Here is a 23551-nt window from a genome sequence, read left to right as displayed (position 1 = left end):
CGGGTGCGCAATGTAATTGCGGCGTTGAGTCTTTCGGCTGCCTGGTTTCCGGCAATGGCACAGTCGATTCCGCCGACCGGCACGACTCGCGAAGAGATCGAACGCGCCCGCCCCGCGCCGGCGCCGCGCGCAACGACGCCCGGCGTCACCGTCGAAAGCGATTTCGAGCGCGCGCCCTGCCCGCTCGCCGATCCCAAATACAAGGACATCACGTTCGAGCTGCACGAGGTGCAGTTCGGCGGTCTGCGTTCGGTGCCGGCCGACCTGCTTCGCCCCGCCTATGCCGATCTGGTCGGCAAGACTGTGTCCGTCGCCGAAATCTGCCAGATCCGCGACCGGGCGGCGACGATCCTGCGCGGCGAAGGCTATCTTGCCGCCGTCCAGGTGCCGCCGCAGCGGATCGAGAACGGCGTGATCCGCTTCGATGCGCTGATCGCGAAGCTGGTCGGCGTGCAGGTGCGCGGCGAAACCGGTCGTTCGGAAGCCCTGATCGCCGATTACCTGAAGCACATCGAGAACCAGGACGTGTTCAATATCCGGCAGGCCGAGCGCTACCTGCTGCTCGCCCGCGACATTCCGGGGCTGGACGTGCGCCTGATCCTACGCCCGGCAAACGCCGCGCCGGGCGAGGTGATCGGCGAAGTGACCGTCACCCGCATTCCGGTCGAAGCCGACGCGTTCGTGCAGAATCTGGGCTCGCGATCGGCCGGACGCTGGGGCGGGCTGGCGCGCGTTCAGCTGAACGGCCTGACGGGTCTTGGCGACCGGACGACCCTCAGCTTCTTCACCACCGCCGATTTCGACGAGCAGCAGGTGATTGAGGGCGGCCACAGCTTCAAGATCGGCGGCGAGGGCCTGACCTTGTCCGGGGACGTCAGTTATGCCTGGACGCATCCGGGCCTGACGCCGCCGCTCGATATCGACGCGCGCACGCTCTCCGCCTTTGCGGAGGTCAGCTATCCGTTCGTCCGCGCGCAGACGCAGAACCTGTTCGGAAGCTTCGGCCTCAACGTCGTCAACCAGAATGTCGACTTCAACAGGACGGCACTGACGCGCGACCATATCCGCGTGCTCTATGCCCGGCTCGACTATGACAGCGTCGATCCACGCTCGGTCGCCAGCACCGGCGGCTTTTCGCTCGCCCAGCCGCGCTGGCGCATCGCCGGCGGCCTGGAGCTGCGCCAGGGCATCGACTTCAACGCAAGCGAACGGTGTCAGCCGCGCCAGCTCTGCCTGCTCAGCCGGTCGGCGGCCGATCCGACCGCGTTTGTGGCGCGAGCGACCGGCCTGGTCGAGTTCCGCCCGCGGCCGAACCTGACCTTCAGCGTCGCGCCGCGCGCGCAATATGCACCGAACAGCCTCGTCTCCTACGAGCAATTCTCGGTCGGCAATTTCACCGCGGGCCGCGGCTATGATCCCGGCGCACTGACCGGCGATAGCGGCCTGGGCTTCCAGAGCGAGGTGAGGATCGGATCGCTGCTGCCGCGCACGATCGACGGCTTTGCCTTCCAGCCCTATGCCTTTGCCGACCTCGGCGTCGTCTGGAACCATGTGTCGCTGGTCGACGATCCGCAGCGGCTCTGGTCGGTCGGCGGCGGCGTGCGCGCCGCCTGGGGCCAGCGCGCCCGCCTGGACGTCGCCCTCGCCGCGCCGCTGAACCGCACCCCGCTCCAGAAGGAGCGCGACGTCCGCCTGCTCGTGACCCTGTCCACCAAGCTCCTGCCCTGGAGGCGTTGAGCCATGATCGCGTCGATGAACCCCGCCCTGTTGCTCCGCAGCCGTCGTGCGCGGCTGCTCGCCGGATGCGCCGTTGCCGCGGCGATGGCGACCCCCGCCTTCGGCCAGCAGGCGTTTCAGGCGACGCCGAACGTCGTCACCGGCGACGCGACGTTCAGTCCGGGCAACGTCATCTCCGGCGGCCTGCGCGACCGTGTGATCGCGAATACGCCGCAGGTGGTGATCGACTGGACGCCGAACGACAGCGGGACCGGGGGCGGCCCGATCACCGTCCTGCCCGCCGGCAACGAGCTCGTCTTCCAGAACAACGGCGACATCGGTGTCGGCCAATACACGGTCCTCAATCGCGTGATCCCGGAGGATCCGAGCCGCGCGATCCGGTTCGACGGCACCGTCCAAAGCCAGCTCGATCTGGGCAACGGCGCGACCACGGGCGGCAACATCTGGTTCTATTCGCCGGGCGGCATCATCGCCGGCGCGACCAGCCGCTTCGACGTCGGCAGCCTGGTGCTGAGCGCGAACGATATCGACATTTCGGGCGGCCTGTTCGGCGATGACAGCAGCAGCTCGCAGGCCGGCACGATCCGCTTCCGCGGCGATGTCGACAGCCGCTCCAGCGTGACGATCATGCCCGGGGCGCAGATCAACGCCAGCGGCAACTATATCGCGCTGGTCGCGCCGCGCGTGACCCAGGCCGGCAGCATGAATGTCGAGGGCGGCGCCGCGCTGGTCGCGGCCGAGAGCGCGGACATCACGATCCCGATCTCGGGCGGCCTGTTCGACATCGCGGTCCAGACCGGCTCCAACGTCAACGCCGGCGGCGAGACGACGCTGACCCACAGCGGCACGACCGAAGTGCGGGATGCCAGCCAGACCGGCGCAGCGCGGCGCGTCTATCTGATGGCGGTGCCGAAGAACGATGCGGTGACGATGCTCGTCTCCGGCAGCCTCGGCTATGCGCCCGCGGTGCAGGCGCAGCTTGCGGCCAACGGGCAGATCATTCTGACCACCGGCAGCGGCGTATCGAATGACGTGGCGCAATCGCCGAGCCAGGGCGACATCCGCATCGCCGGCGGCGATTTCGGGGGCCAGACGGTCGCATCCGCGCAGAGCATCAGCGTCGACACGTCCGCCTCCTCGCTCAGCTTTGCGACCGACCTGCAGGCGCTCGCCAATTCGGGCGCGATCACGATGACCGCATCGGCCGGCCGCAATATCACGGCGGGCGGCGACGTGCTGCTGAGCCAGGATGCGGCCGAAAGCAGCGGCGCCTCGGCGATCAGCGTGACCGCGGACGGCGGCAGCACGATCCAGGCGCAAAGCCTGTCTCTGGTTGGCCGCTCCGACGGCGCAAACGAGGCCGGCTATGGTGCGGCGAGCGCGGCGACCGGACACGCTCTGTCGCTGATCGCCTCCAATGGCGGCATCATCACCGCTGCCGACTTCATCGATCTCAACAGCAGCGCGTACGGCGGCAGCGGGTCATCCCAACCGGGGGCGAACGGCACCGGCGGCACTGTCGCCGTATCCGCACTGAGCGGCGGCCAGATCCTGTCGGGCGGCAACTTCAACATCGATGCCAGCGGGACCGGCGGCGAATCCGGCTATGGCGGGGTCGCGTCTGCCGGCGACGGTCACGGCGGCGTGGTCACGCTCGCCGCCTCCGGCGGCGGCCTGATCAACACCGGTCAACTGACGGTCTTTGCGGACGGCAGTGGCGGCTATGGCAGTTTCAATTCGGGCGGCAACGGGACGGGCGGCGACGTCGTCCTGAACCTGCACGGCAGCGAGCTTGACGCCAGTTTCCTGCGGATCAGCGCCAGCGGCTTTGGCGCCGACGGCGATTCGGCGGCGGGCGCCGCCCAGGGCGGCACGATCTCGATCACGAACCAGGCAAGCAGCTCGATCTTCGCCGGCAACGGCATCGACCTTTCCGCCTCCGCCCGCGCCGGAGGGGCCTTCAATGGCGGGACAGTCCGGGACGGCACCGGCGGCACCGTTACGATCGTGAATGGCGCATCGTCGTTCTCGACCGGCGAAGGCACGCTGACCGCCAGCGCCGACGGCACCGGCGGGTTCAGCAATGTTTTCAGCCCGACCACCGGCCGCGGCGGCACGATCAGCATCACGGTGAACTCGGCCGACCCGAATAATGTCGAATCCAGCTTCTTCGCGAGCGGCATTGATCTTTCCGCCAACGGCAGCGTGTCGCGCCCGCTGGACCTTCGCGCTTCGGTACCGCACGGCAACAGCGGCATCGGAGTCGGCGGCAGCGTTCTGTTGAGCCTGACCGGAGGTCCCGTATCGACCGGGGATATCAACCTCTCCGCGAGCGGCAGCGGCGGCAACGGCAGCTATGATACAGCGGCCGGCGCCGGCTTCGGCGGTCGGGCCGAACTCTCGATCAACGGCGGCACCCTGACCGCGGGCACAGTCTCGATCATCGCAGACGCTTTCGGCGGCGACGGCGCGTTCGGCGAGTCCGGCTACGGCGGCGCGGGCGCAGGCGGCACGGCTGGGGTTGGCACCAATCCGTTCGGCGTCGGATCGGGCGCTTACCTGACCGGCATCGGCGGCAGCCTGAGTGCAGATACAGTGCGGCTCTCGGCCGAAGCGACCGGCGGGTTCGGCGGCGACGGGCAAACCTTCGGCTCCTCGCCGGTGGACGCTGCATCCGGCGGCGCCGCGACGGGCGGCACCGCGCAGGTCGCGACCGGCGGCGTAAGCTTCTCTGTCGGCGAACTCTCAGTCAGTGCCGCGGCGACCGGAGGCGACGGCGGCACCGTCGATTATTCCAATTTCTTCGGTGACGTGCAGACCGCGAATGCCGGCCATGGCGGCGCGGCGACGGGCGGCATCGCCGGTATCGCCGTGACCGGCGGCACGCATTCGTTCGGGAGCGTGAATGCTGGCGCGAACGGCACCGGCGGCCTCGCCGGACTGGTCCTGGCTGCCGGGGAAGGCAGCTTCGATCCGGCGGCGAGCGGGCGCGGCGGCAATGGCGGCGACGGCGCCGGCGGCAACGCCTCGATCATCTTCACCAATGCGGTCGTCAACGGCCAGCCGGAGTTGACGGCAGAGGCCACCGGCAACGCTCAAAGCGGCGGCAGCGGCGCGGCGGGCGGCAATGGCGGCGCCGCGACCGGCGGCCTCGCGCTGGTGCGCTTCGACGGCGGCACGGCCGACCTCTTCACGATCAATGCCGACAGCTATGCGAACGGCGGCTTCGGTGGCCCGGCCGCGCGGCTGGATGGCGGAAACGGCGGCGGCGCGACGGGAGGCGCCGCGCGCTTCGAAGCTTCGAACGGCGCGGTCGTCAATGTCGCCGATAGTGGCCAGTTCCGACCGTTCGTGCTGGATGCCAGCGCGGTCTCCGGCGGCGGTGGCGATGGCGGCAGCTTCGCTGATTCCGGGCTGGGCGGCAAAGGTGGTTCCGCGGCATCTGCGTTCGGTGGGACGGCGTCGGTGCTGGTCGACGGCGGCGCGGTTGCGACCATCCCCGGCCTGGGCGGCATCGAGAATTCGCCTCCGGTCCTGATCGCCTCCGCGCGCAGCGGATTCGGCGGCAGCGGCGGCACCGGCTCGGCACAGGGCAACAGCGGCGGCATCGGTGGGAACGGCGGCAGCGCCTCTGCCGGACTCGCGACCATCGGCATCACCGGCGGGCAGGCGATCTTCGGCGATCTGTTCACCGACGCGAGCGCACAGCGCGGCTTCGGCGGCAGCGGCGGACAGGGTGCCCCGGACTCGGCCACGGGCATCGTCACCACCGCCGCGTCCGGCAGCAACGGCAGCGGCTTTGGCGGGCGGCTGGAGCTTCAGGTGGCCGACGGCCCGGCCGGTCAGGCGGGCGCCTTCAAGGCTGGCAATTTCTCGACCGACCTGACCGGCGGCGATGTCGATGGATCGCTGCTGATTGCCGACACCGGCATCAACGGACAAGGCGGGATCCATCTCGGCTCGCTGTACGCGGTCAGCTTCTCGAATGCGCCGAACACGACCGAGACCAGCTCCGACTACGACATCCAGTCAAGCGCGCGCGCGATCGAGGTCGATGGCGATGTCAACCTGACCGCCAATGGCGATGTCCGCTTCAGCTTCCAGGGTACCGGCGGCTTGGCATCGGGCACGTCGATCGATGTTCTCTCCCTCACGCGCGGCATCAGCATCACCAATTCGAGCCCGGCAAACACCTTGTCGGCCTCGCTGAGCGCGCCGAGCCTCAGCCTGCACACCAATAACGGCGATATCGATGCGCAGGCAGGCACGTTGCTTGCGTCCACCGGTTCGATCGATATTGGTGCGTTCGGCGGCCGCGCGAACGTTGCCAAGGCTTTGGCGACCGAGGCCATCAACATTACCGGGTTTGATGGCGTGACCGTCGGATCGCTTGCAGCGGGCAACAGCGAAACGGCCGGCAGCATCTTCATCGGCGCGGGCGCAGGCGAAGGCTTCGTGCCGGCGGACGCGGTTGTCACCGGAACCGTGACCTCGACAGGCGATATCTCGATCTACGCCGGCACCGACGCGACCGTGCAATCCGGCGCGCAGGTGATTGCGGATCGCGGCCTGACGATCGCCACCGGCGACGACATCATCATCGGCTCCGGCGCGCTGGTCCGCGCGGCGAACAACCCGCCGCCCGAAACCGGCTATGGCGCGACCGATCCGCTAGAGCAGGCCTCACAGCTGCGGCTGATGGCCGGCCACATCAACACCGGCGAGCCTGTCGACGGCAATGTCGCATCGATCCTGATCGACGGCACCGTCGAAGCCCCGAACCGCACCTTGTTCATGAGCGCGGGCGCGGTGCAGGCAAGCAGCACGACCGCGCTGACCGCGGGCAATCTCTATGTCCGGCTCAACACTATCCCAGTCGGCGACCAGGTGCCGTCGAACGATGGCGGCCAGCTGACCGGCCTGTGTCTGGAAGGCAGTGTCTGCCTCGGCACGACGCATGTGAGCGGGATTGTGCGCATCGGCGAGAGCGAGTTCGAGCCGATCAATCTGCGCCTGAACGGCGGCATCGACGGCACCGACGTGCTGCTGCGTGCCCGTTCGGTGGACTTGGGACAGGCCGGCGTCGCCAACCTCATCCGCGCGTCCGATAGCCTGACGGTCGAGTCGCTGAACGAGAACCTGACGCTGAACGGGCCGCTGACGATCACGGGCGGCAGCAATGTCGCGCGCGTGGCCTCGTTCCACAGCATCGACGGGGCAGCGGCGCAGGTCAACGCGCCGGGCACGCTCGACCTGTTCGCCGGCAACAACGTCACGCTGGGCGGCATCGATGCGGCGACGATCCGCACCGTCGATTTCGACGACGCCGTCGTGAACGACAGCGGCATCACCGCGCCGGGCACGATCGCAGTCGGCCGGATCGTGTCCGGATCGCCGCTCGACCTCGTCGCCGGCAAGAACATCGCGCTCGATAGCTTCGCCGCGACCGGCCGCGCGACGCTCAGCGCCACATCCGGCACGATCAACGTCGCCACAGATGCGTCGGCAAGCGGGATTACAGCGACCGCCCAGGCCGTGACGCTGAACGGGCTCGATGGCCTGAACGTCTCCGCCACCACCGCAACTGCGGGTGACCTGACGCTGGTGACGAAGGCAGGCGCCCTGCGCCTTTCCGATGCGACCGCGAGCGGCGCGATCACCCTTCGTTCGGGCGGCACCGTGTCCTTCGACAAGATCGCGGCGGCCGGGGCGCTGACGATCGACGCCGGCGGCGATGTCACCAGCTTCTACGGCGGAAGCGGCGGAAGCGTCTCGATTACGACGCCGGGCAAACTCGACGTCTCGCTCGGCCTGGTCGCCAATGCCGGGCCGATGTCCATCAGCGCGGACGCCGGAATCCACGCCGCCGAGTTGCATACGACTGGCGCGCTCTCGCTTCTGGCCGCCAATGGCGCGATCCAGACCGATGGCGCGACGCAAGCAAGCGATGTGGTCGCGATCGGCCGCAGCATCGGCCTGGTCAACGACGACGGTCTCGGCATCAGCAAGGCCGTCGCGACCGACGGCGGCATCGGATTGTCTTCGGGAACGGGTCTGCTGAAGCTGGGCTCGCTCAGCGCAACCGGGGACATTTCGCTGCAGGGCCAAGGATCGGTAACGTTCGATACGATCGCCGCCGGCGGTCAATTGACGATCGAGCCCTTTGCCACCGTTACCGGCGGGAACGCGACGGCCGCGCGGATTTCCGTTGAAAGCAACGGTGCGATCTCTGCCCAGGCCTTCACGGCCACGGCGGGGGACATCTCGCTGAATGCGAGGAACGGGCTGTCCGTCGGCACCGTGTCCTCGACCGGCACCGCGACGCTCAAATCGGGCAGCGGCCCCTTGGTCGTGACGAATGACCTCGTTGTCGGCGATGACCTTATCCTGGCCGCGCCATCGCTCGACATCACCGCGCAAAACGGTTTGAAAGTGCTCCAGGCGGATGCGACCGCGGGTGATCTGAAGCTTACCACCGTCGCGGGAACGCTTGCCGTCGGCACTTCCACTGCGACCGGCGCGATCACGCTCGCTAGCGGTGGCGCCGTAACGGCGAATTCGCTGAAGAGCGGCTCGGGTGTCATCGACATTTCCGGGGCGCAGGGCGTGACGGTCGGTACGATCGCCTCGGGCGGCGCAGTTACGCTCGCGTCCGGCAACGGCACGATCACCGTCTCGAGCGACCTGACCGCGGCCGGCCCGATCCAGGCGATGGGTCAGTCCGTCAACCTGACCGCACAGGGCGATTTGGCACTGACCAAGGCCGTGGCGAGCGGCGGCGACCTTTCGCTTCACGGCGTCAATGGCGGCCTGGCGCTCGGCGACGTTTCGGCAACAGGTGCCCTGACGGCGACCACGCCGGGACTGATAGCCGTCAACGGCACCGTGACGGGCGGCACGATCGCGCTGAGGTCGAACGATATCGCGATCGGCTCCACGGCACAGCTCGGCAGCAAGACCCAGACCACCGCATTGACGCTCACCGGCACGACCGACCGGATGTTCATCGGCGACGCGCCGAGCGGGACCGGCTACCGGCTCGACAATACGGAGCTTGGCCGGATCGCGAGCCAGGGCGACATCAATTTCGCCTCGGCGCCGACCAGCGCCACCGGAACCGCGTTCAGCTTCGTCGATCCGGCGGCGGCTAATGTCGTGCTTGGCTCGCTCACATTCGACGGTGGCCAGCTCGGATCGAACGGCACGCTGCTGATCAGTTCGCCTCGCGCGATCGGCATCGTCGGGAACCTGCAGTTCAGGAACATCGGCGCTGGCCAGACCGTGACGCTGCGATCCGCCAGCGACATCGCGCTGGCGGCCGAAAGCGGGTTGGTGACGCTCAAGAACCCGCCCGGCGGCTTGTCGGGCACGCTGCGGCTGGAGGCGCAGCAGGTGCAGGCGCTGTCGACCAAGGCGCGAACCGAAATTACCGGCCTCGACCTCAATGCCGTCAAACAGCGGCTCGGCACCAACGACCAGCTCGAAAATGACGGCGGCTATTTCCAGGCCGGACAGATCGTGGTGCGGATCGGCCGGCTAGCGTTCATCCAGAACAGCGGCGCGAACGGCACCGACCCGAACGCAAAGCGCGGCTTTACCGCCAACAGCTTCCGGATCGAAACCACCGGCGATCAGCCGGCGCAACTGGTGCTGAACGGGCAAGTCGGCACGGTCACGGGTGCGGGCCTGATCAACGCAGTGAACGTCAGTGGCAGCTTCGACACGGGCTCCAGCTTCAACGGCTGCACGCCCGGGACACTCTGCGGGGTCGCGCCGCCCCCACCCGGGCCGCCGCCCGAGACGGTTGCGCCGGTGTTCAGCGCGTCGCGCGACCAGATCGAGGACGATCGGAAAGAGGACCAGAAGGAACAATCGCTGCAGACGTCGCAATCGCGGCCGACGCCGCTGATCCAGATCCTGAGCGTGCCGACCTCCCGCTTCGATCCGCTGATCGATCAGCCGGTCACCGGCGCCGGCAACGAGGATCTGTGGCTCACGCCGATCAGCCCGCAGCAGCCGTGACAGGCGGTTGACGGTTCGGGCAGCGGCGGGCCAAGGCGGCGCCCATGGTTCCGCTGCGCCTGTTCAACAGCCTCACCCGCTCGATCGAGACGTTCGAGCCCGTCCACCCAGGCGAGGCGCGCGTCTATACCTGCGGGCCAACCGTCTATAACTATCAGCATGTCGGCAACATGCGCGCCTATGTGTTCGCCGACACGCTGGGCCGCATACTCAGCTATAAGGGCTACGCGCTTCGCCACGTCATCAACATCACCGATGTGGGCCACCTGACGTCGGACGCCGATGAAGGCGCGGACAAGATGGAGACGGCGGCTGCGCGAGCGGGCAAATCGGCCTGGGACATCGCGAAATTCTACGCCGACGCCTATTGGCGCGACATCGATCGGCTGAACATCCGGCAGCCGGCGACCTGGTCGATCGCGACCGACTATGTGCCCGCGATGATCGAGTTCGCGAAGTCGATCGAGGCGAACTGCTACCAGCTGCCGAGCGGGCTCTACTTCGATACGACCACCGTGCCCGAATATGGCCGGCTCGCCCGCACCAAGACCGACGAAGGCGAAAGCCGGATCGACACTGTCGAAGGCAAGCGTCACCCGACCGACTTCGCGATCTGGCGCGCGACGCCGCCCGGCGAGACGCGACAGATGGAATGGGACTCGCCCTGGGGTCGCGGCGCGCCGGGCTGGCATCTCGAATGCTCGGTGATGTCGGAGGCGCTGCTCGGCTTTCCGTTCGACATTCACACCGGCGGCATCGATCACCGCGAGATCCACCACCCGAACGAGATCGCCCAAAACCAGGCGCGCTGCCATTCCGCAGACAGCGGCGCGCGCATCTGGATGCACAATAATTTCCTGATCGACCGCGGCGGCAAGATGTCGAAGTCGAAAGGCGAGTTCCTGACGCTGCAGGCGCTGGTCGACCGCGGCTTCCACCCCCTCGCCTACCGGCTGATGTGCCTGCAGGCGCATTACCGCAGCGAGTTGGAGTTCACGTTCGAGAACCTCGCGGCGGCGCTGACGCGGCTGAAGCGGATGGTGATCGCGGCGGAAAAGCTGCCGGCCGCCGAAACCAGCGAGGTCACGGACAAGCGTGTCACCGCCGAACTCGCGGCGTTCGACGAGGCGGTGTCGGATGACCTGAACACCGCCAAGGCGCTGACGCATTTCGAGACGGTGCTGACGACAAAGGGGCTGGATGCCGGCCAGCGCCGGGCCGCCCTGGCGCAGATGGATTCGGTGCTGGGGCTGACCGTGTTGGGGCTGTCGCGCGCTGAGTTGCGGGTGCCGCCAAAGGATGCGTCGATCGACGAGACGGCAATTGAGGCGCGGCTGGCGGAGCGCAAGGATGCACGTGCCGCGAAGGACTTCGCCACCTCCGACCGCATCCGTGATGAGCTCGCAGCGGAAGGCGTCGAGGTGATGGACGGCGATCCGCTTGGGTGGGACTGGAGCATCCCTCTCCCATAGGGAGAGGGCGACTCGCGCCTGCGGCGCGAGCGGGGTGAGGGGTTACGGTGCGGAACGGCTCGCTCCCGATCCCCTCACCCGGACGGCTCCGCCGTCTCGACCTCTCCCGATGGGAGAGGTAGGCAACATCCATGATCCTCACCCTCCCCGCCCTCGCCCGGCCGCTGCTCGAGCCGCATTTGCCCGCCGACGCGGAAGCCCGCTGGTTCGCCTCGGCCGAGGACGCCTGTCAAATGGCGCCGGGTGCGGAGGTCGGGTGGCTCGATATGTACGAAGCCAGGGACATGGTCGCGGCGCTGGAGCGCGCCGACGCGCTCAAATGGCTCAACACGATCTATGCCGGCATCGACTGGATGCCCAAGGACACGCTGGCCCGGCAAGGCGTCACGGTCACCAACGGCGCCGGCATCAACGCGATCACGATCGCCGAATATGTGGTGATGGGCATGCTGACCATCGCGAAGGGCTATCGCGAGGTCGTACGCGCGCAGGACAGGCACGAATGGCTGCGATCGCCGCCGGGCCGTCTGGAACTGGCCGAGACCAGCGCCCTTATCCTGGGGGGAGGTGCCATCGGATCGCTTGTCCGAACCCGCCTGGCCGCATTCGACGTTGCCGTGACCACTGTCCGGCGCAGGCCGGGACCGGGCGAGCTTGGCACCGACGCCTGGCGTGCCCGCTTGGGCGAATTCGACTGGGTGATCCTCGCGGCTCCTGCAACCGCCGAAACCCAGGGGATGATCGGCGCTGCCGAGCTTGACGCGATGAAGCCCGATGCCGTGCTGATCAACATCGCGCGGGGAAGCGTCGTCGACCAGGAGGCGCTGGTGACTGCCTTGACCGAAAACCGGATCGGGGGCGCATTTCTGGACGTCACCACGCCCGAGCCGCTTCCGTCGGATCACCCCTTGTGGACGCTGCCCAACGCCCATGTGACGATGCACCTGTCCGGTCAGTCGCAGAGCAAGATGTTTCAGCGCGGCGCCAGGCTGTTCCTCGACAATCTCGCCCGCTACCGATCGGGCGAGCCGCTGATCAACGCGGTGGACCTCGATCTGGGCTACTGACTTGTCGCTCGTCCGGAGCGAGTGCGGGCTAGCGTCGCCAACCCCGAAACGATAAGCCATGCCGGCGCAGCGGGAATCGGCAGAGCCGGAGCTGCGCGCCGGGACGCGTATCAAACTGCATCCGGCACACGGGGGGACATCAATGACGAAGGCATCCGACCTCTTCATCCAATGTCTGGAAGAGGAGGGCGTCGAGTATATCTTCGGCGTGCCCGGTGAAGAGAATCTCGACATGCTCGACAGCCTGTCGCGGTCCAAGCAGATCAAGCTGATCCTGACCCGCCACGAACAAGGCGCCGGCTTCATGGCCGCGACCTATGGCCGCCATACCGGCAAGACCGGCGTGTGCATGGCGACGCTGGGGCCCGGCGCGACCAACTTCGTCACCGCCGCCGCCTATGCGCAGCTGGGCGGCATGCCGATCCTGATGGTGACCGGCCAGAAACCGATCAAGAAGTCCAAACAGGGCCGCTTCCAGATCCTCGACGTAGTCGACATGATGCGGCCGATCACCAAATACACGCACCAGCTCGCCAGCGCCGACAACATCCCCAGCCGCATCCGCGAGGCGATCCGGCTGGCCGAAGAGGAAAAGCCCGGCGCGACCCACCTCGAATTCCCCGAGGACGTGGCCGACGAGCACACGGATTCGACGCCCCTCAAGCCCAGCCTGCATCGCCGCCCGCTCGCCGAAGCAAAGGCGGTGCGCGCGGCGGTCAAGAAGCTTGAGGACGCCAAGGCCCCAATCCTGGTGATCGGCGCCGGCGCGAACCGCAAGGTCACCGGTCGGATGCTGCTGAAGCTGGTCGAGAAGACCGGCATCCCGTTCGTGACCACCCAGCTCGGCAAGGGCGTGATCGACGAGACCCATCCGCGCTTCGTCGGCTGCGCGGCGCTGTCGGCCGGCGACTATGTGCACCGCGCGATCGAGGCCGCGGACGTGATCGTCAATGTCGGCCACGACGTGATCGAAAAGCCGCCTTTCTTCATGAAACGCGGCGGTGCGGAGGTGATCCACATCTCGGCACGCTCGGCCGAAGTCGATCCGGTCTATTTCCCGCAGATCGAGGTGATCGGCGATATCGGCAACGCGATCTGGCAGATCGTCGAGGATATCGTGCCCTCGGGCCGGTGGAACTTCGACGACATGCTGCGCTTCCGCAAGGCGGAGGTGGAGCATACCGAAAGCCTCGACGGCGACGATCGTTTCCCGATCTTCCCACCCTATCTGGTTCGCAAGATCCGCGAGGCGATGCCGGCCGACGGCATCATCTGTCTCGACAATGGCGTCTACAAAATCTGGTTCGCCCGCAACTATCCGGCGCGGCAGCAGAACACCGTGCTGCTCGACAATGCGCTGGCGACGATGGGCGCCGGCCTGCCCTCTGCGATGGCGTCGGCGATGGTCTATCCCGACCGCAAGGTGATGGCGATCTGCGGCGACGGCGGCTTCATGATGAACAGCCAGGAGATGGAGACCGCCGTCCGCCTCGGCCTCAACATCACCGTGCTGATCCTCAATGACAGCAGCTACGGCATGATCCGCTGGAAGCAGGCCAATATGGGCTTCAAGGATTGGGGCCTGACCTATGGCAACCCCGATTTCGTCAAATATGCCGAAAGCTACGGCGCCAAGGGCCACCGCGTCACCTCGGCCGAAATGCTGCCGGGACTGCTGAAGGAATGCCTGGACACGCCGGGCGTGCACCTGATCGACTGCCCGGTCGATTATTCCGAAAACGACAAGATCCTGAACCACGACATCAAGCAGCTCAGCAAGGCGCTGTGACAGCGGGTTGAACGGGAGTCCGTTCGTTTCGAGCGAAGTCGAGAAACGACAGCTCGGTGCCAAGCGCTTCTCGACTTCGCTCGAAGCGAACGGAGTCGGTTACGTCAGGTGAGAAGATGACCAAACTGCGTGACACCTACCCCCTCTACCTTGCCAACGAAGCCTGGGCCGGGAATGCCGACCTGGAGGTCACCGACAAATACACCGGCGAGGTCGCCTTCCGAGTCGCGCTGGCGCGGCCGGAGCAGATCGAGGCGGGGATCGCAGCCGCGGTGAAGGCGGCCGAGCCGATGGCGCGGATGGCTTCGTACGAGCGGCGGGACGTGCTCAATCACTGCGTCACGCGGTTCAAGGAGCGGTTCGACGAGCTCGCCTATGCGCTGTGCGTCGAGGCGGGCAAGCCGATCAAGGACGCGGAGGGCGAAGCCACCCGCCTGATCGACACGTTCCGCATCGCCGCCGAGGAAGCGGTCAGGATGACCGGCGAGGTCCAGCCGCTGGACATCAGCCCCCGCGCGAAAGGCTATCAGGGCATCTGGAAGCGGGTGCCGATCGGGCCCTGCTCGTTCATTTCGCCGTTCAACTTTCCGCTGAACCTGGCCGCGCACAAGATTGCGCCGGCGATCGCGGTCGGCTGCCCGTTCGTGATGAAGCCGGCGAGCCGCACGCCGCTGGGCGCGATCATCATGGGCGAAGTGCTGGCCGAGACCAACCTGCCCAAGGGCGCCTTCTCGATCCTCCCCGCCCACCGCGACGGCGCGGACATGTTCACCGAGGACGAGCGGCTGAAGCTGTTAAGCTTCACCGGTTCGCCCGGCGTCGGCTGGGACCTGAAGGCCAAGGCCGGCAAGAAGAAAGTGGTGCTGGAGCTGGGCGGCAACGCGGCCGTGGTGATCGACCGCGATGCCGACCTGGACGACGCTGTCGAGCGGACCGTGTTCGGGGCGTTCTACCAGTCCGGCCAGAGCTGCATCGGCGTGCAGCGGATCGTCGTGCACGATGATGTGTATGACGCGTTCCGGGACAAATTGGTCGCCAAGACCAAGACGCTGGTCGCCGGCAACCCGCACGACCGCAACGTGTTCATCGGGCCGATGATCGACGTGAAGGAAGCCGAACGGCTCGACCGCTGGATCCAGGAAGCGGTTTCGAGCGGCGCGAACCTGCTCTGCGGCGGCAAGCGCGACGGCGCGATGCTGGAAGCGACGCTGCTGGAGAATGTGGGCACGAACACGAAGCTCAACCGCGAGGAAGCGTTCGGCCCCGTCGCCTTCTTCGAGCGCTTCTCGACCTGGCAACAGGCGCTCGACATCGTCAACGACAGCAAGTTCGGGCTGCAGGCCGGCATCTTCACGCGCGACATCTTCCAGGTGCTGGACGCCTGGGATCACCTCGACGTCGGCGGCGTGGTGGTGAACGACGTGCCCAGCTACCGCGTCGACAACATGCCCTATGGCGGCGTGAAGGACTCCGGGCTCGGCCGCGAAGGCATCCGGTTCGCGATCGAGGACATGACGGAGATCCGCAATCTCGTCATTCGTCGGCGGGAGCAGGGCCCTCCGCCCAAGCAGATGGGAGAATAGCGGGGTCGATCGTGATTCCGCGCGGGCCGATTGCGCGCACGGCGATCCAGGGGATGCGTCTGCCGTGGTTGCGGCCGGTCAGCCGCTCGAACAAGCTGCCCGGGCCGCAGCCGATCGCCTCGACTTCGTCTTCGATCACATAGATTTCGAACAGCCGGCCGAGTGGCTTGCCGTCCAGATCGCGCACCGGCACACCATAGAGTTCACTCAGGCGCATTCAGGCCTCCGATCTGCGGTAGCAGGCGGCGCGCGCGCTGCTCCGCCTCGCCAAGGCCATAGTCCTGCGCCGGCCGCGCGAGCTGCACCGTCGACGAGATATAGGCCACCTCGCCCCACGGCACCCGCGCCATGTGATCGCCGGCGATCAGCGCCACCAGTCGCATCGCCCAGCGCGGCAGCCGTGTCCGGTAGGCGCCGGGCCCGACCAGAATCGCAGTGACGCGCAGCCCCTCGCCCGGTCGCCCCTCCAGCTCGACATCGTCGACGATGCCGCAATCCTGCTCGTCGCGATCGATGATCTGCAGGTCCCGCACCTGCGTCAGCAGCCTCACCCGCCCGATCGTCACAGCTTTCCTCCTTCTGTCAGCAGGAAGAGCGGCAATGCGGCCAATGCGGCGACCACGATCAGCGCGTAATAGGCCCAGCCGAGCGTCTTCGCGATCCAGCCATTGGCATGCTGGCGCATATAGCTCTTGTCTCCGGCCAGCAGCAGCAGCGGCAGATAGGTCAGCGGCAGCACCAGGATCGACACGACGACCGCATATTCGGCCAGAGCGATGGGCTCGACCCCGGTCAGCACGATGCCGAGCGCGAGTATGAAAACGACGAGCCAGACGAGCGTGAATCGCGGTGCCTCGTGGGGCTTCAAACGCCGGCCCCAGCGCCAGCCGAAGAACTGTGAGAGGCTATAGGCGTTTGCCAGACAGGTTTCGATCGCAGCCCCGGCAATCGCGAACAGCATGCCAAGCAGCGCGAGAAGCAGCCCCGTGCGGCCGAACGGGACGGCAGCCTGAAGTGCTGCCGTGCCCGGCATCTCGGGATTGACCCCGGCTGGCCCGAAGAGCTGCGCCGAACTCGCCAGGATCGCGACGGTGAGCAGCGATCCCAGACCGAAGCCGACGATCGTCGTCAGACGATTGAGCCCCAGGTCTTTCTCGCCCCATTTTTCTTCGATCGCGCCGGATGAATAGAAATAGGTTTCGTAGGGAAACATTACCGCGCTGACGATCGCGACGGCGAAATAGCTGTAGGTGAGCAGATCCTGCGTGGACAGGCCGGCGGGCACCTGCGGGACGAAGCCGGTGGCGAACTGTCCCCAAGGCGGCTCGATCGCCACCAGCGCGACCGCGAACACGATCATGAACAGCCCGAGCAGACCGTAGGTCCGCTCGATCCACTTGAACGGCAGCAGCCAGATGGTGGCGACGAACACGGCCGTCGCGGCAATCGCCATCGGCACGAAGCCGAAGCCGGTCAGCAGATGCAGCACGATGCCGACCCCGCCAATCTCGGCCGCGCAGGTGATGGTGTTGCTGATCAGGGATGCGATCAGCGTCACCAGGCCCAGGTTCAGCCCCAGCCGGTGCCGCATCATGTTGAACACCGGTTGCTTGGCGATCGCGGCGACGCGGCCGCTCATTTCGCCGAAGACCATCATGCCGATCGTCGCCAGCACGATCACCCACACCAGCGCATATTGAAAGCGGGAGCCGGCCTGCGCCATGAACACGAGCTCGCTGACGTCCACGAAGCCGCCGACGGCGGTCAGGATGCCGAGTGTCAGCTCAGTGATTTTCACGCTGCGCCTCGACGGCCGCGAGGCGGTGGGCGCCAAGCCGAAGCGGGCCGGCATCGTCGGGCAGTGCCGCGACCGCCCCGATCGCCCGGCCGGCCCGGCCGTCCGGCTGCGACAACTGCGACCGGGCAGCGACGAGTTGCTGCACGGCGCCGCGTTGCATCCCTTTAGAATAGGCGGGTCGGAGCTTGCTCTGGGCATTCAGCCTGGCAACCAGCGCGCGCTCGGCCGCCAGCGACCGTGCAGTCTTGATCGTGGCCAGATCGCTGCTGACCTGGCCGCACCCGCCTGCGATCAAAAGGGCGACCACCATGATCGCCCGCGCTGGAACGCCCGAATCCATCCGGTATGAACCCGTAACGATACGGTTGCGTTCCGAGCCCCGGCGCAAGCGGTCGGGAAAGATGGTGACCGGCCCCTAAACCCTGAAAGATCTGCCGGCTTAAGCCTTCCTACACCCCGCACCCCTAGCTGTGCGGCATCGAGTATCGGGACGAGTGACAATGAACGGTTCGGAGCGGCGGGTTTGGGTACGGCGGGATGTTGCGGCGGGCGCCGTCACTCTGGCCGGGGCAGCGCTGCTGGTCGCCACCGCCGGTCCGGCGATGTTTACCGCGATGCGCGGTGCCGATCGGCTCGACGGAACGCTGGCCGTGTCCGTGATCCTGAATGTGGCGCTGGTGCTGTTCAGCTGGCGTCTGCACGCGAGCCTTCGCAACGAGACCGACCGCCGGAAATCCGCGGAAGAGCGGATCGGGCAGCTCACGCGCCAGGACACACTGACCGGCCTCGGCAATCGCCAGACCTTCCTCGACGAGGCCGCGGCGATGCTGCGCAAGAGCAACCGTCGCGGGCGCAAGACGGCCCTGCTGTTGCTCGACCTCGATCACTTCAAGACCGTCAACGAAGTGAACAGCCACGCGATCGGCGATGCGACGCTGCAGCTGACCGCCGACCGGATCAAGGCCGCCGCGCCGGCGGGCGCGCTGGCCGCCCGGCTCGGCGCCGACGAATTCGGCCTGCTCTTTTCCTATGAGGATGGGCGGCCCGACCTGGTCGATGCCGTCGCCGAGCGGCTGGTGAGCGAACTCGGGCAGCGGCTGGAGATCGCGGGAGCCGCGATCCACACCGGCGCCTCGATCGGCCTCGCCAAGTCGGAAGCCGGCTGCGACAATATCGAGCAGCTGCTGCGGCGCGCCGACATTGCCATGTACGCATCCAAGAATGCGGGGCGGAACCGCTACCACTGGTTCGACGAGTCGATGGAGCGTGAACTCAATATGCGCAACGCCATCGAAAGCGGCATGCGCGAAGGCATTCCGCTCGGCCAGTTCGTGCCGTTCTACGAGCAGCAGATCGACTTGGCGTCGGGCAAGCTCCATGGCTTCGAGATGCTCGCGCGTTGGGAACATCCGACCCGCGGCATCATCCCGCCCGACATCTTCATCCCGATCGCCGAGGAAACCGGCATGATCGCGGACCTGTCGATGTCGGTGATGCGCCAGGCATTCGAAGAAGCGAAGAATTGGGACGCCTCGCTTACCCTTTCCGTCAACATCGCGCCGAGCCAGCTTCGCGACCCGTGGTTCGCGCACAAGATCGTCAAGCTGCTGGTCGAAACCGGCTTCCCGGCCAACCGGCTGGAGATCGAGATCACCGAAAGTGCGCTGGTCGAGAATATGGGCGTTGCCCAGTCGGTGGTCGGCAGCCTGAAGAATCAGGGCATCCGCCTGGCGCTCGACGATTTCGGCACCGGCTATTCGTCGCTCTCGAACCTGCGCGCGCTGCCGTTCGACCGTGTCAAGATCGACCGCAGCTTCGTGACGTCGCTCGGCAGCAATGCGGAGAGCACCGCGGTCGTGAACGCGATCACGAAGCTCAGCGACAGCCTCGGCCTGCCGGTCACCGCCGAAGGCGTCGAGACGCCGGAGATCGAGGCGAAGCTGAAGACGCTTGGCTGCTACCAGGGCCAGGGCTGGCATTTCGGCAAGCCGATGGACGTGGGCCAGGTCCGCGTCCTGCTCGCCGAACGCAACCTGCTGCCGGTCAAGCGCCTCGCCGCACCGGCCGGAGAACGCATCCGGGAGCTCCGGAAGGCGGGCTGAGCCTGCCCTCCCTTCTAGGGAGGGGCGGGGGTGGGTAGCGAGCGCCAGCGAGCACTTGCCGCCTCCGAGTCTTGCTCGGCCTTCGGCCGATACCTACCCCGAGCCCCTCCCTAGAAGGGAGGGGAACTCATAGACTTCCCGCTCCCCCGCCCCTAAGTCGCGCGCGATGCGCTTCGCGTTCGACAAGATGCATGGGCTGGGCAACGACTTCGTCGTCATCGACGCGCGTGGCCGGGACGTTCCGATCACAGCGGCGCGCGCGCGGGCGATTGCCGACCGGCAGACGGGCATCGGCTGCGATCAACTGATCCTGCTGGAAAGCGCCGACGGAGCCGACCTCCGCATGCGCATCTTCAACGCCGATGGCGGCGAGGTCGAGCAATGCGGCAACGCGCTGCGCTGCGTCGCGCAGCTGACCGGGGCGCGGCGGATCGACACAGCGGGCGGTCTCGTCAAGGCGGGAGCGGACGAAGCCGGCATTACGATCGACATGGGCGCGCCGCGTTTCGGCTGGGAAGATATTCCGCTGGCCTACGCCCTCGACACCGCTTCGCTGCCGGTCGGCTGGGATGGGCTGGAGCAGGGCGCGGCGGTCAATGTCGGCAATCCGCACATCGTCTTCTTCGTGCCCAGGCTGGAGGCGATCGACATCGAACGGCTCGGGCCCACGATCGAGCATGACCCACTTTTCCCCGAGCGGGTGAACGTCAACATCGCCGAGGTGACCGGACCCGCCTCGTTGACGCTCCGCGTATGGGAACGGGGCGCTGGGCTCACGCGCGCCTGCGGCACCGGCGCCTGCGCGACGGCCGTCGCGGCGATCCGGCGCGGGCTGGTTCAATGGCCGGTGACGGTTTCGCTTCCCGGCGGCGACCTGCGGGTCGACTGGGCTCCGGGCGAAAGCATCCGCATGACCGGCCCCGCGGCGCATGTTTTTTCCGGCGAAGCAGAGCTGGAGGCGTTCGGATGAGCGACGTTATCACGCTCGGCTGCCGCCTGAACATCGCCGAAAGCGAGGCGATCCGGGCGATGCTGCCGGACAATGACCTGATCGTCGTCAACAGCTGCGCCGTAACGGAGGAAGCGGTCCGCCAGACGCGCCGCGCGATCCGCCGCGCGCGCCGTGAGCGGCCGGACGCGCGGATCGTGGTCACCGGCTGCGCGGCGGAGGTGGAGCGCGAGGCGTTCGCGGCGATGCCCGAGGTGAGCGAGGTGGTGAGCAATCTGGGGAAGCTCGACGCGACACTCTACCAACCCTCTCCCGTAAGGGGAGAGGGTCGACTCGCGCCTGCGGGCGCGAGCGGGGAGAGGGTCCTGGGCTTTGTACCACAACACCCTCTCCCCGCTCGGCCCCGCCGGGCCGAGTCGCCCTCTCCCCTGAAGGGAGAGGGTTTCAGACAACACGCGCGCGCCTTCGTCGAGGTGCAGAACGGTTGCGATCATCGCTGCACCTTCTGCATCATCCCCTATGGCCGTGGCCCGAGCCGTTCCACGCCGGCCGGAGTAGTGATCGAGCGCATCCGGCAACTGGTCGACGACGGTGCCCGGGAAGTGGTGCTGACCGGGGTCGACCTGACCTCCTACGGCGATCTGACCGGCGACAGCCTCGGCCTGCTTGTCGAGCGCATCCTGAAGGCGATTCCTGCCCTGCCCCGGCTCCGCCTGTCCTCGCTTGACCCGGTCGAGATCGACGAGCGCCTGTTTGCGCTGATCGCGGGCGAACCTCGGCTGATGCCGCACCTGCACCTGTCGCTGCAGGCCGGCGACGACATGATCCTGAAACGGATGAAGCGGCGGCACCTGCGCGCCGACGCGATCCGGCTGGTCGAGCGCATCAAGGCCGCGCGGCCGGAAGTCGCGATCGGCGCCGACCTCATCGCCGGCTTCCCGACCGAGACCGAGGCGATGTTCGCGAACTCGCTCCGGATTGCCGAGGAATGCGACATCGTTTTCGGCCACATCTTTCCCTATTCGCCGCGCCGCGGCACACCCGCGGCGCGCATGCCGCAGATAGAGCCGGAAGTGATCCGCGCCCGCGCAAAGCGGCTGCGCGAGCTGTGCACCGAACGCCAGGCGCGCTGGCTGGATGGCCTGATCGGGACGCGACAGCGCGTGCTGGTCGAACTCGACGGCCAAAGCGGACACGCGGAGAATTTCGCCAAAACCACCCTCTCCCTTCAGGAGAGAGGGTCGATAATCGACCTCCTCATCACCGCCCGCCGTGGCGACACTTTGATCGGAAGCCCTGAATGACCGACACGCGCTGGCATGAGAAACTGCTGGGCGGGTTTCGGCGGACGTCCGACCGGCTGTCGGAGAACCTGACTGGCCTGTTCACCAAAGCCTCGCTGGATCGCGAGACGCTCGATGAGATCGAGGACGCGCTGATCGCGTCCGATCTTGGCCCGGCGACGGCGGCGCGCATTCGCGAGCGGCTGGCCGAAAACCGGTTCGAGCGCGGCCTTTCCGAAGCGCAGGTGAAAGGAATCGTCGCGGAGGAAATCGAGAAAGTGCTCGCGCCCGTCGCCGAGCCGCTCGATGTGGACGCCTTTCCGCGTCCGCAGGTGATCCTGGTGATCGGCGTCAACGGCTCCGGCAAGACGACCACGATCGCAAAGCTCGCGCGGCTGTTCCTCGAGCAGGATTACGGTGTGATGCTGGCCGCCGGCGACACATTCCGCGCGGCCGCGATCGAGCAGCTCCGCATCTGGGCCGACCGCATTGGCGTGCCGATCATGGCGGGGCCGGAAGGCGGGGACGCGGCCGGGATCGTCTGGGACGCGGTCAAGCAGGCGACCGCGACCGGTATCGACGTGCTGATCGTCGACACCGCCGGGCGGCTCCAGAACAAGCGCGAGCTGATGGACGAGCTGGCGAAGATCCGCCGCGTGCTTGGCCGGCTGAACCCGGAAGCGCCGCATGACGTGGTGCTGGTGCTGGATGCGACGACGGGCCAGAACGCATTGAGCCAGATCGAGGTTTTCAAGGAAGTCGCCGGCGTGACCGGCCTCGTCATGACCAAGCTGGACGGCACCGCGCGCGGCGGCGTGCTGGTCGCGGCAGCCGAGAAATTCGGCATGCCGATCCATGCAATCGGCGTCGGCGAAGGCATGGACGACCTCCGCCCGTTCGACGCGCGAGAAGTCGCGCGCATGATCGCGGGGGTGGAGGAATAGGTGAGCGCCTACATCTGGTTTGGGCTGAGCTTGTCGAAGCCCTCCCTTCCCTTCTAGGGCGGCATCGAAGAACAAGGGAGGGCTTCGACAAGCTCAGCCCAAACCGTGTTTAGGAGCCCAAATTGTCGGACGGCAACAAACCCCGCGAACTCTCCCCCGGCCTTCGCATGGCGATCGATTTCGGACCGCTCGCCGTCTTCTTCATCGTCAACGCAATGACCGGCGGGCCGAAGCTGGCGAAGGTGATCATGGCGACGGCTGCGTTCATGGTCGCGACCATCGCGGCGATGATCGCCAGCCGCGTGAAAGCAGGCCGCATATCGCCGATGCTCTGGATCACCGGCGCGCTCGTCGTCTTTTTCGGCGGGCTGACGATCGTCTTCCGCGACGACACGTTCATCAAGGTCAAGCCGACGATCGTCTACACGATGTTCGCGGTGATCCTTGGCTATGGCCTGGCTACCGGCAAGCCGCTGCTGAAGGCGCTACTGGAAACCGCCTATCCGGGGCTGGACGACAGCGGCTGGCGCAAGCTGACGATCAACTGGACCGTGTTCTTCATCGGGATGGCGCTGCTGAACGAGGCGGTGTGGCGCACGCAGAGCTGGGATTTCTGGGTGGGGTTCAAGCTCTGGGGCGCGGTGCCGCTGACGCTGGTGTTCGCGATCGCGAACATTCCGATGCTGATGAAGCACGGGTTGAACACCGAAAAGGAAGCACCGCTGCCGCCGGAGGGGTAGTTCCTCTCCCGCTTGCGGGAGGGGTTAGGGGTGGGCACTCACCCTCCCTGCTTAGCGGGTCAGGA

15 protein-coding genes are annotated in these 23551 nt (G+C 67.0%); 11 read left to right on the top strand and 4 right to left on the bottom strand.

Translation table 11 applies throughout. The features are described 5' to 3' along the window. Positions 1-54: 54 nt before the first annotated feature. The 6 genes from SCH01S_RS00880 (at position 55) to SCH01S_RS00855 (ending at position 15670) form a co-directional block, all read left to right on the top strand. Complete coding sequence (locus SCH01S_RS00880; RefSeq protein WP_245612123.1) at positions 55-1737, top strand: ShlB/FhaC/HecB family hemolysin secretion/activation protein; 1683 nt, start codon at positions 55-57, stop codon at positions 1735-1737. Positions 1738-1740: 3 nt separating this feature from the next. Next, on the top strand, positions 1741-9759 hold the full coding sequence (locus SCH01S_RS00875; RefSeq protein WP_046346887.1) for a hypothetical protein: 8019 nt from the start codon (positions 1741-1743) through the stop codon (positions 9757-9759). Positions 9760-9803: 44 nt separating this feature from the next. Next, positions 9804-11231, top strand: coding sequence for a cysteine--tRNA ligase (gene cysS, locus SCH01S_RS00870; protein ID WP_046346886.1), 1428 nt, complete (start codon positions 9804-9806; stop codon positions 11229-11231). Positions 11232-11362: 131 nt separating this feature from the next. Continuing rightward, positions 11363-12298: a D-2-hydroxyacid dehydrogenase gene (locus tag SCH01S_RS00865; RefSeq protein ID WP_046346885.1), complete on the top strand. Its 936-nt coding sequence runs from the start codon at positions 11363-11365 to the stop codon at positions 12296-12298. 142 nt (positions 12299-12440) lie between these two features. Continuing rightward, positions 12441-14087 (top strand): acetolactate synthase large subunit, encoded by a 1647-nt coding sequence (locus SCH01S_RS00860; RefSeq protein WP_046346884.1) that lies wholly within the window; start codon positions 12441-12443, stop codon positions 14085-14087. 116 nt (positions 14088-14203) lie between these two features. Then, positions 14204-15670, top strand: a complete 1467-nt coding sequence (locus SCH01S_RS00855; RefSeq protein ID WP_046346883.1) for an aldehyde dehydrogenase family protein — start codon at positions 14204-14206, stop codon at positions 15668-15670. On the opposite strand, the gene SCH01S_RS00850 is transcribed toward SCH01S_RS00855, so the two are convergent. Genes SCH01S_RS00850 through SCH01S_RS16700 form a run of 4 tightly spaced genes read right to left on the bottom strand, consistent with a single transcriptional unit; the run spans position 15621 to position 17808 of the window. Continuing rightward, entirely contained in the window at positions 15621-15887 is a 267-nt protein-coding gene (locus SCH01S_RS00850) for a hypothetical protein (protein WP_157032754.1), read from the bottom strand. The genes SCH01S_RS00855 and SCH01S_RS00850 overlap by 50 nt on opposite strands. After that, the gene (locus tag SCH01S_RS00845) at positions 15874-16236 is read right to left on the bottom strand and encodes a hypothetical protein (RefSeq protein WP_046346881.1); all 363 of its coding nucleotides are present in this window, start codon (positions 16234-16236) and stop codon (positions 15874-15876) included. The genes SCH01S_RS00850 and SCH01S_RS00845 overlap by 14 nt, the downstream gene beginning before the upstream one ends. Next, entirely contained in the window at positions 16233-17468 is a 1236-nt protein-coding gene (locus SCH01S_RS00840) for an NRAMP family divalent metal transporter (RefSeq protein WP_046346880.1), read from the bottom strand. The genes SCH01S_RS00845 and SCH01S_RS00840 overlap by 4 nt, the downstream gene beginning before the upstream one ends. Further along, positions 17455-17808: a hypothetical protein gene (locus tag SCH01S_RS16700; protein ID WP_046346879.1), complete on the bottom strand. Its 354-nt coding sequence runs from the start codon at positions 17806-17808 to the stop codon at positions 17455-17457. Before SCH01S_RS16700 ends, SCH01S_RS00840 begins: the two co-directional genes overlap by 14 nt. Before the next feature lie 160 nt (positions 17809-17968). On the opposite strand from SCH01S_RS16700, the gene SCH01S_RS00830 reads away from it, so the two are divergent. From SCH01S_RS00830 to SCH01S_RS00810, 5 genes are all read left to right on the top strand, one after another. Then, a complete protein-coding gene (locus SCH01S_RS00830) occupies positions 17969-19570 on the top strand; it encodes a putative bifunctional diguanylate cyclase/phosphodiesterase (protein WP_046346878.1) in 1602 nt (533 codons plus the stop codon). A 166-nt stretch (positions 19571-19736) separates the two neighbouring features. Continuing rightward, positions 19737-20540, top strand: a complete 804-nt coding sequence (gene dapF, locus SCH01S_RS00825) for a diaminopimelate epimerase (protein WP_046346877.1) — start codon at positions 19737-19739, stop codon at positions 20538-20540. Continuing rightward, entirely contained in the window at positions 20537-21823 is a 1287-nt protein-coding gene (mtaB, locus tag SCH01S_RS00820) for a tRNA (N(6)-L-threonylcarbamoyladenosine(37)-C(2))-methylthiotransferase MtaB (RefSeq protein ID WP_046346876.1), read from the top strand. The genes dapF and mtaB overlap by 4 nt, the downstream gene beginning before the upstream one ends. After that, on the top strand, positions 21820-22746 hold the full coding sequence (gene ftsY / locus SCH01S_RS00815; RefSeq protein ID WP_046346875.1) for a signal recognition particle-docking protein FtsY: 927 nt from the start codon (positions 21820-21822) through the stop codon (positions 22744-22746). Before mtaB ends, ftsY begins: the two co-directional genes overlap by 4 nt. Positions 22747-22868: 122 nt before the next feature. After that, positions 22869-23486, top strand: a complete 618-nt coding sequence (locus SCH01S_RS00810) for a septation protein A (RefSeq protein ID WP_046346874.1) — start codon at positions 22869-22871, stop codon at positions 23484-23486. Positions 23487-23551: the final 65 nt, after the last annotated feature.

It is taken from the genome of Sphingomonas changbaiensis NBRC 104936, from assembly GCF_000974765.1.
GTDB lineage: Bacteria > Pseudomonadota > Alphaproteobacteria > Sphingomonadales > Sphingomonadaceae > Sphingomonas_B > Sphingomonas_B changbaiensis.
This window is presented reverse-complemented; position numbering and strand designations above follow the sequence as displayed.

What these genes read in the sequence shown, in the direction of transcription:
- SCH01S_RS00880 (WP_245612123.1), top strand. Translation starts at nt 55, where the DNA reads ATGGCACAGTCGATTCCGCCGACCGGCACGACTCGCGAAGAGATCGAA.
- SCH01S_RS00875 (WP_046346887.1), top strand. Translation starts at nt 1,741, where the DNA reads ATGATCGCGTCGATGAACCCCGCCCTGTTGCTCCGCAGCCGTCGTGCG.
- cysS (WP_046346886.1), top strand. Translation starts at nt 9,804, where the DNA reads ATGGTTCCGCTGCGCCTGTTCAACAGCCTCACCCGCTCGATCGAGACG.
- SCH01S_RS00865 (WP_046346885.1), top strand. Translation starts at nt 11,363, where the DNA reads ATGATCCTCACCCTCCCCGCCCTCGCCCGGCCGCTGCTCGAGCCGCAT.
- SCH01S_RS00860 (WP_046346884.1), top strand. Translation starts at nt 12,441, where the DNA reads ATGACGAAGGCATCCGACCTCTTCATCCAATGTCTGGAAGAGGAGGGC.
- SCH01S_RS00855 (WP_046346883.1), top strand. Translation starts at nt 14,204, where the DNA reads ATGACCAAACTGCGTGACACCTACCCCCTCTACCTTGCCAACGAAGCC.
- SCH01S_RS00850 (WP_157032754.1), bottom strand. Translation starts at nt 15,887, where the DNA reads ATGCGCCTGAGTGAACTCTATGGTGTGCCGGTGCGCGATCTGGACGGC.
- SCH01S_RS16700 (WP_046346879.1), bottom strand. Translation starts at nt 17,808, where the DNA reads ATGGATTCGGGCGTTCCAGCGCGGGCGATCATGGTGGTCGCCCTTTTG.
- SCH01S_RS00830 (WP_046346878.1), top strand. Translation starts at nt 17,969, where the DNA reads ATGAACGGTTCGGAGCGGCGGGTTTGGGTACGGCGGGATGTTGCGGCG.
- dapF (WP_046346877.1), top strand. Translation starts at nt 19,737, where the DNA reads ATGCGCTTCGCGTTCGACAAGATGCATGGGCTGGGCAACGACTTCGTC.
- mtaB (WP_046346876.1), top strand. Translation starts at nt 20,537, where the DNA reads ATGAGCGACGTTATCACGCTCGGCTGCCGCCTGAACATCGCCGAAAGC.
- ftsY (WP_046346875.1), top strand. Translation starts at nt 21,820, where the DNA reads ATGACCGACACGCGCTGGCATGAGAAACTGCTGGGCGGGTTTCGGCGG.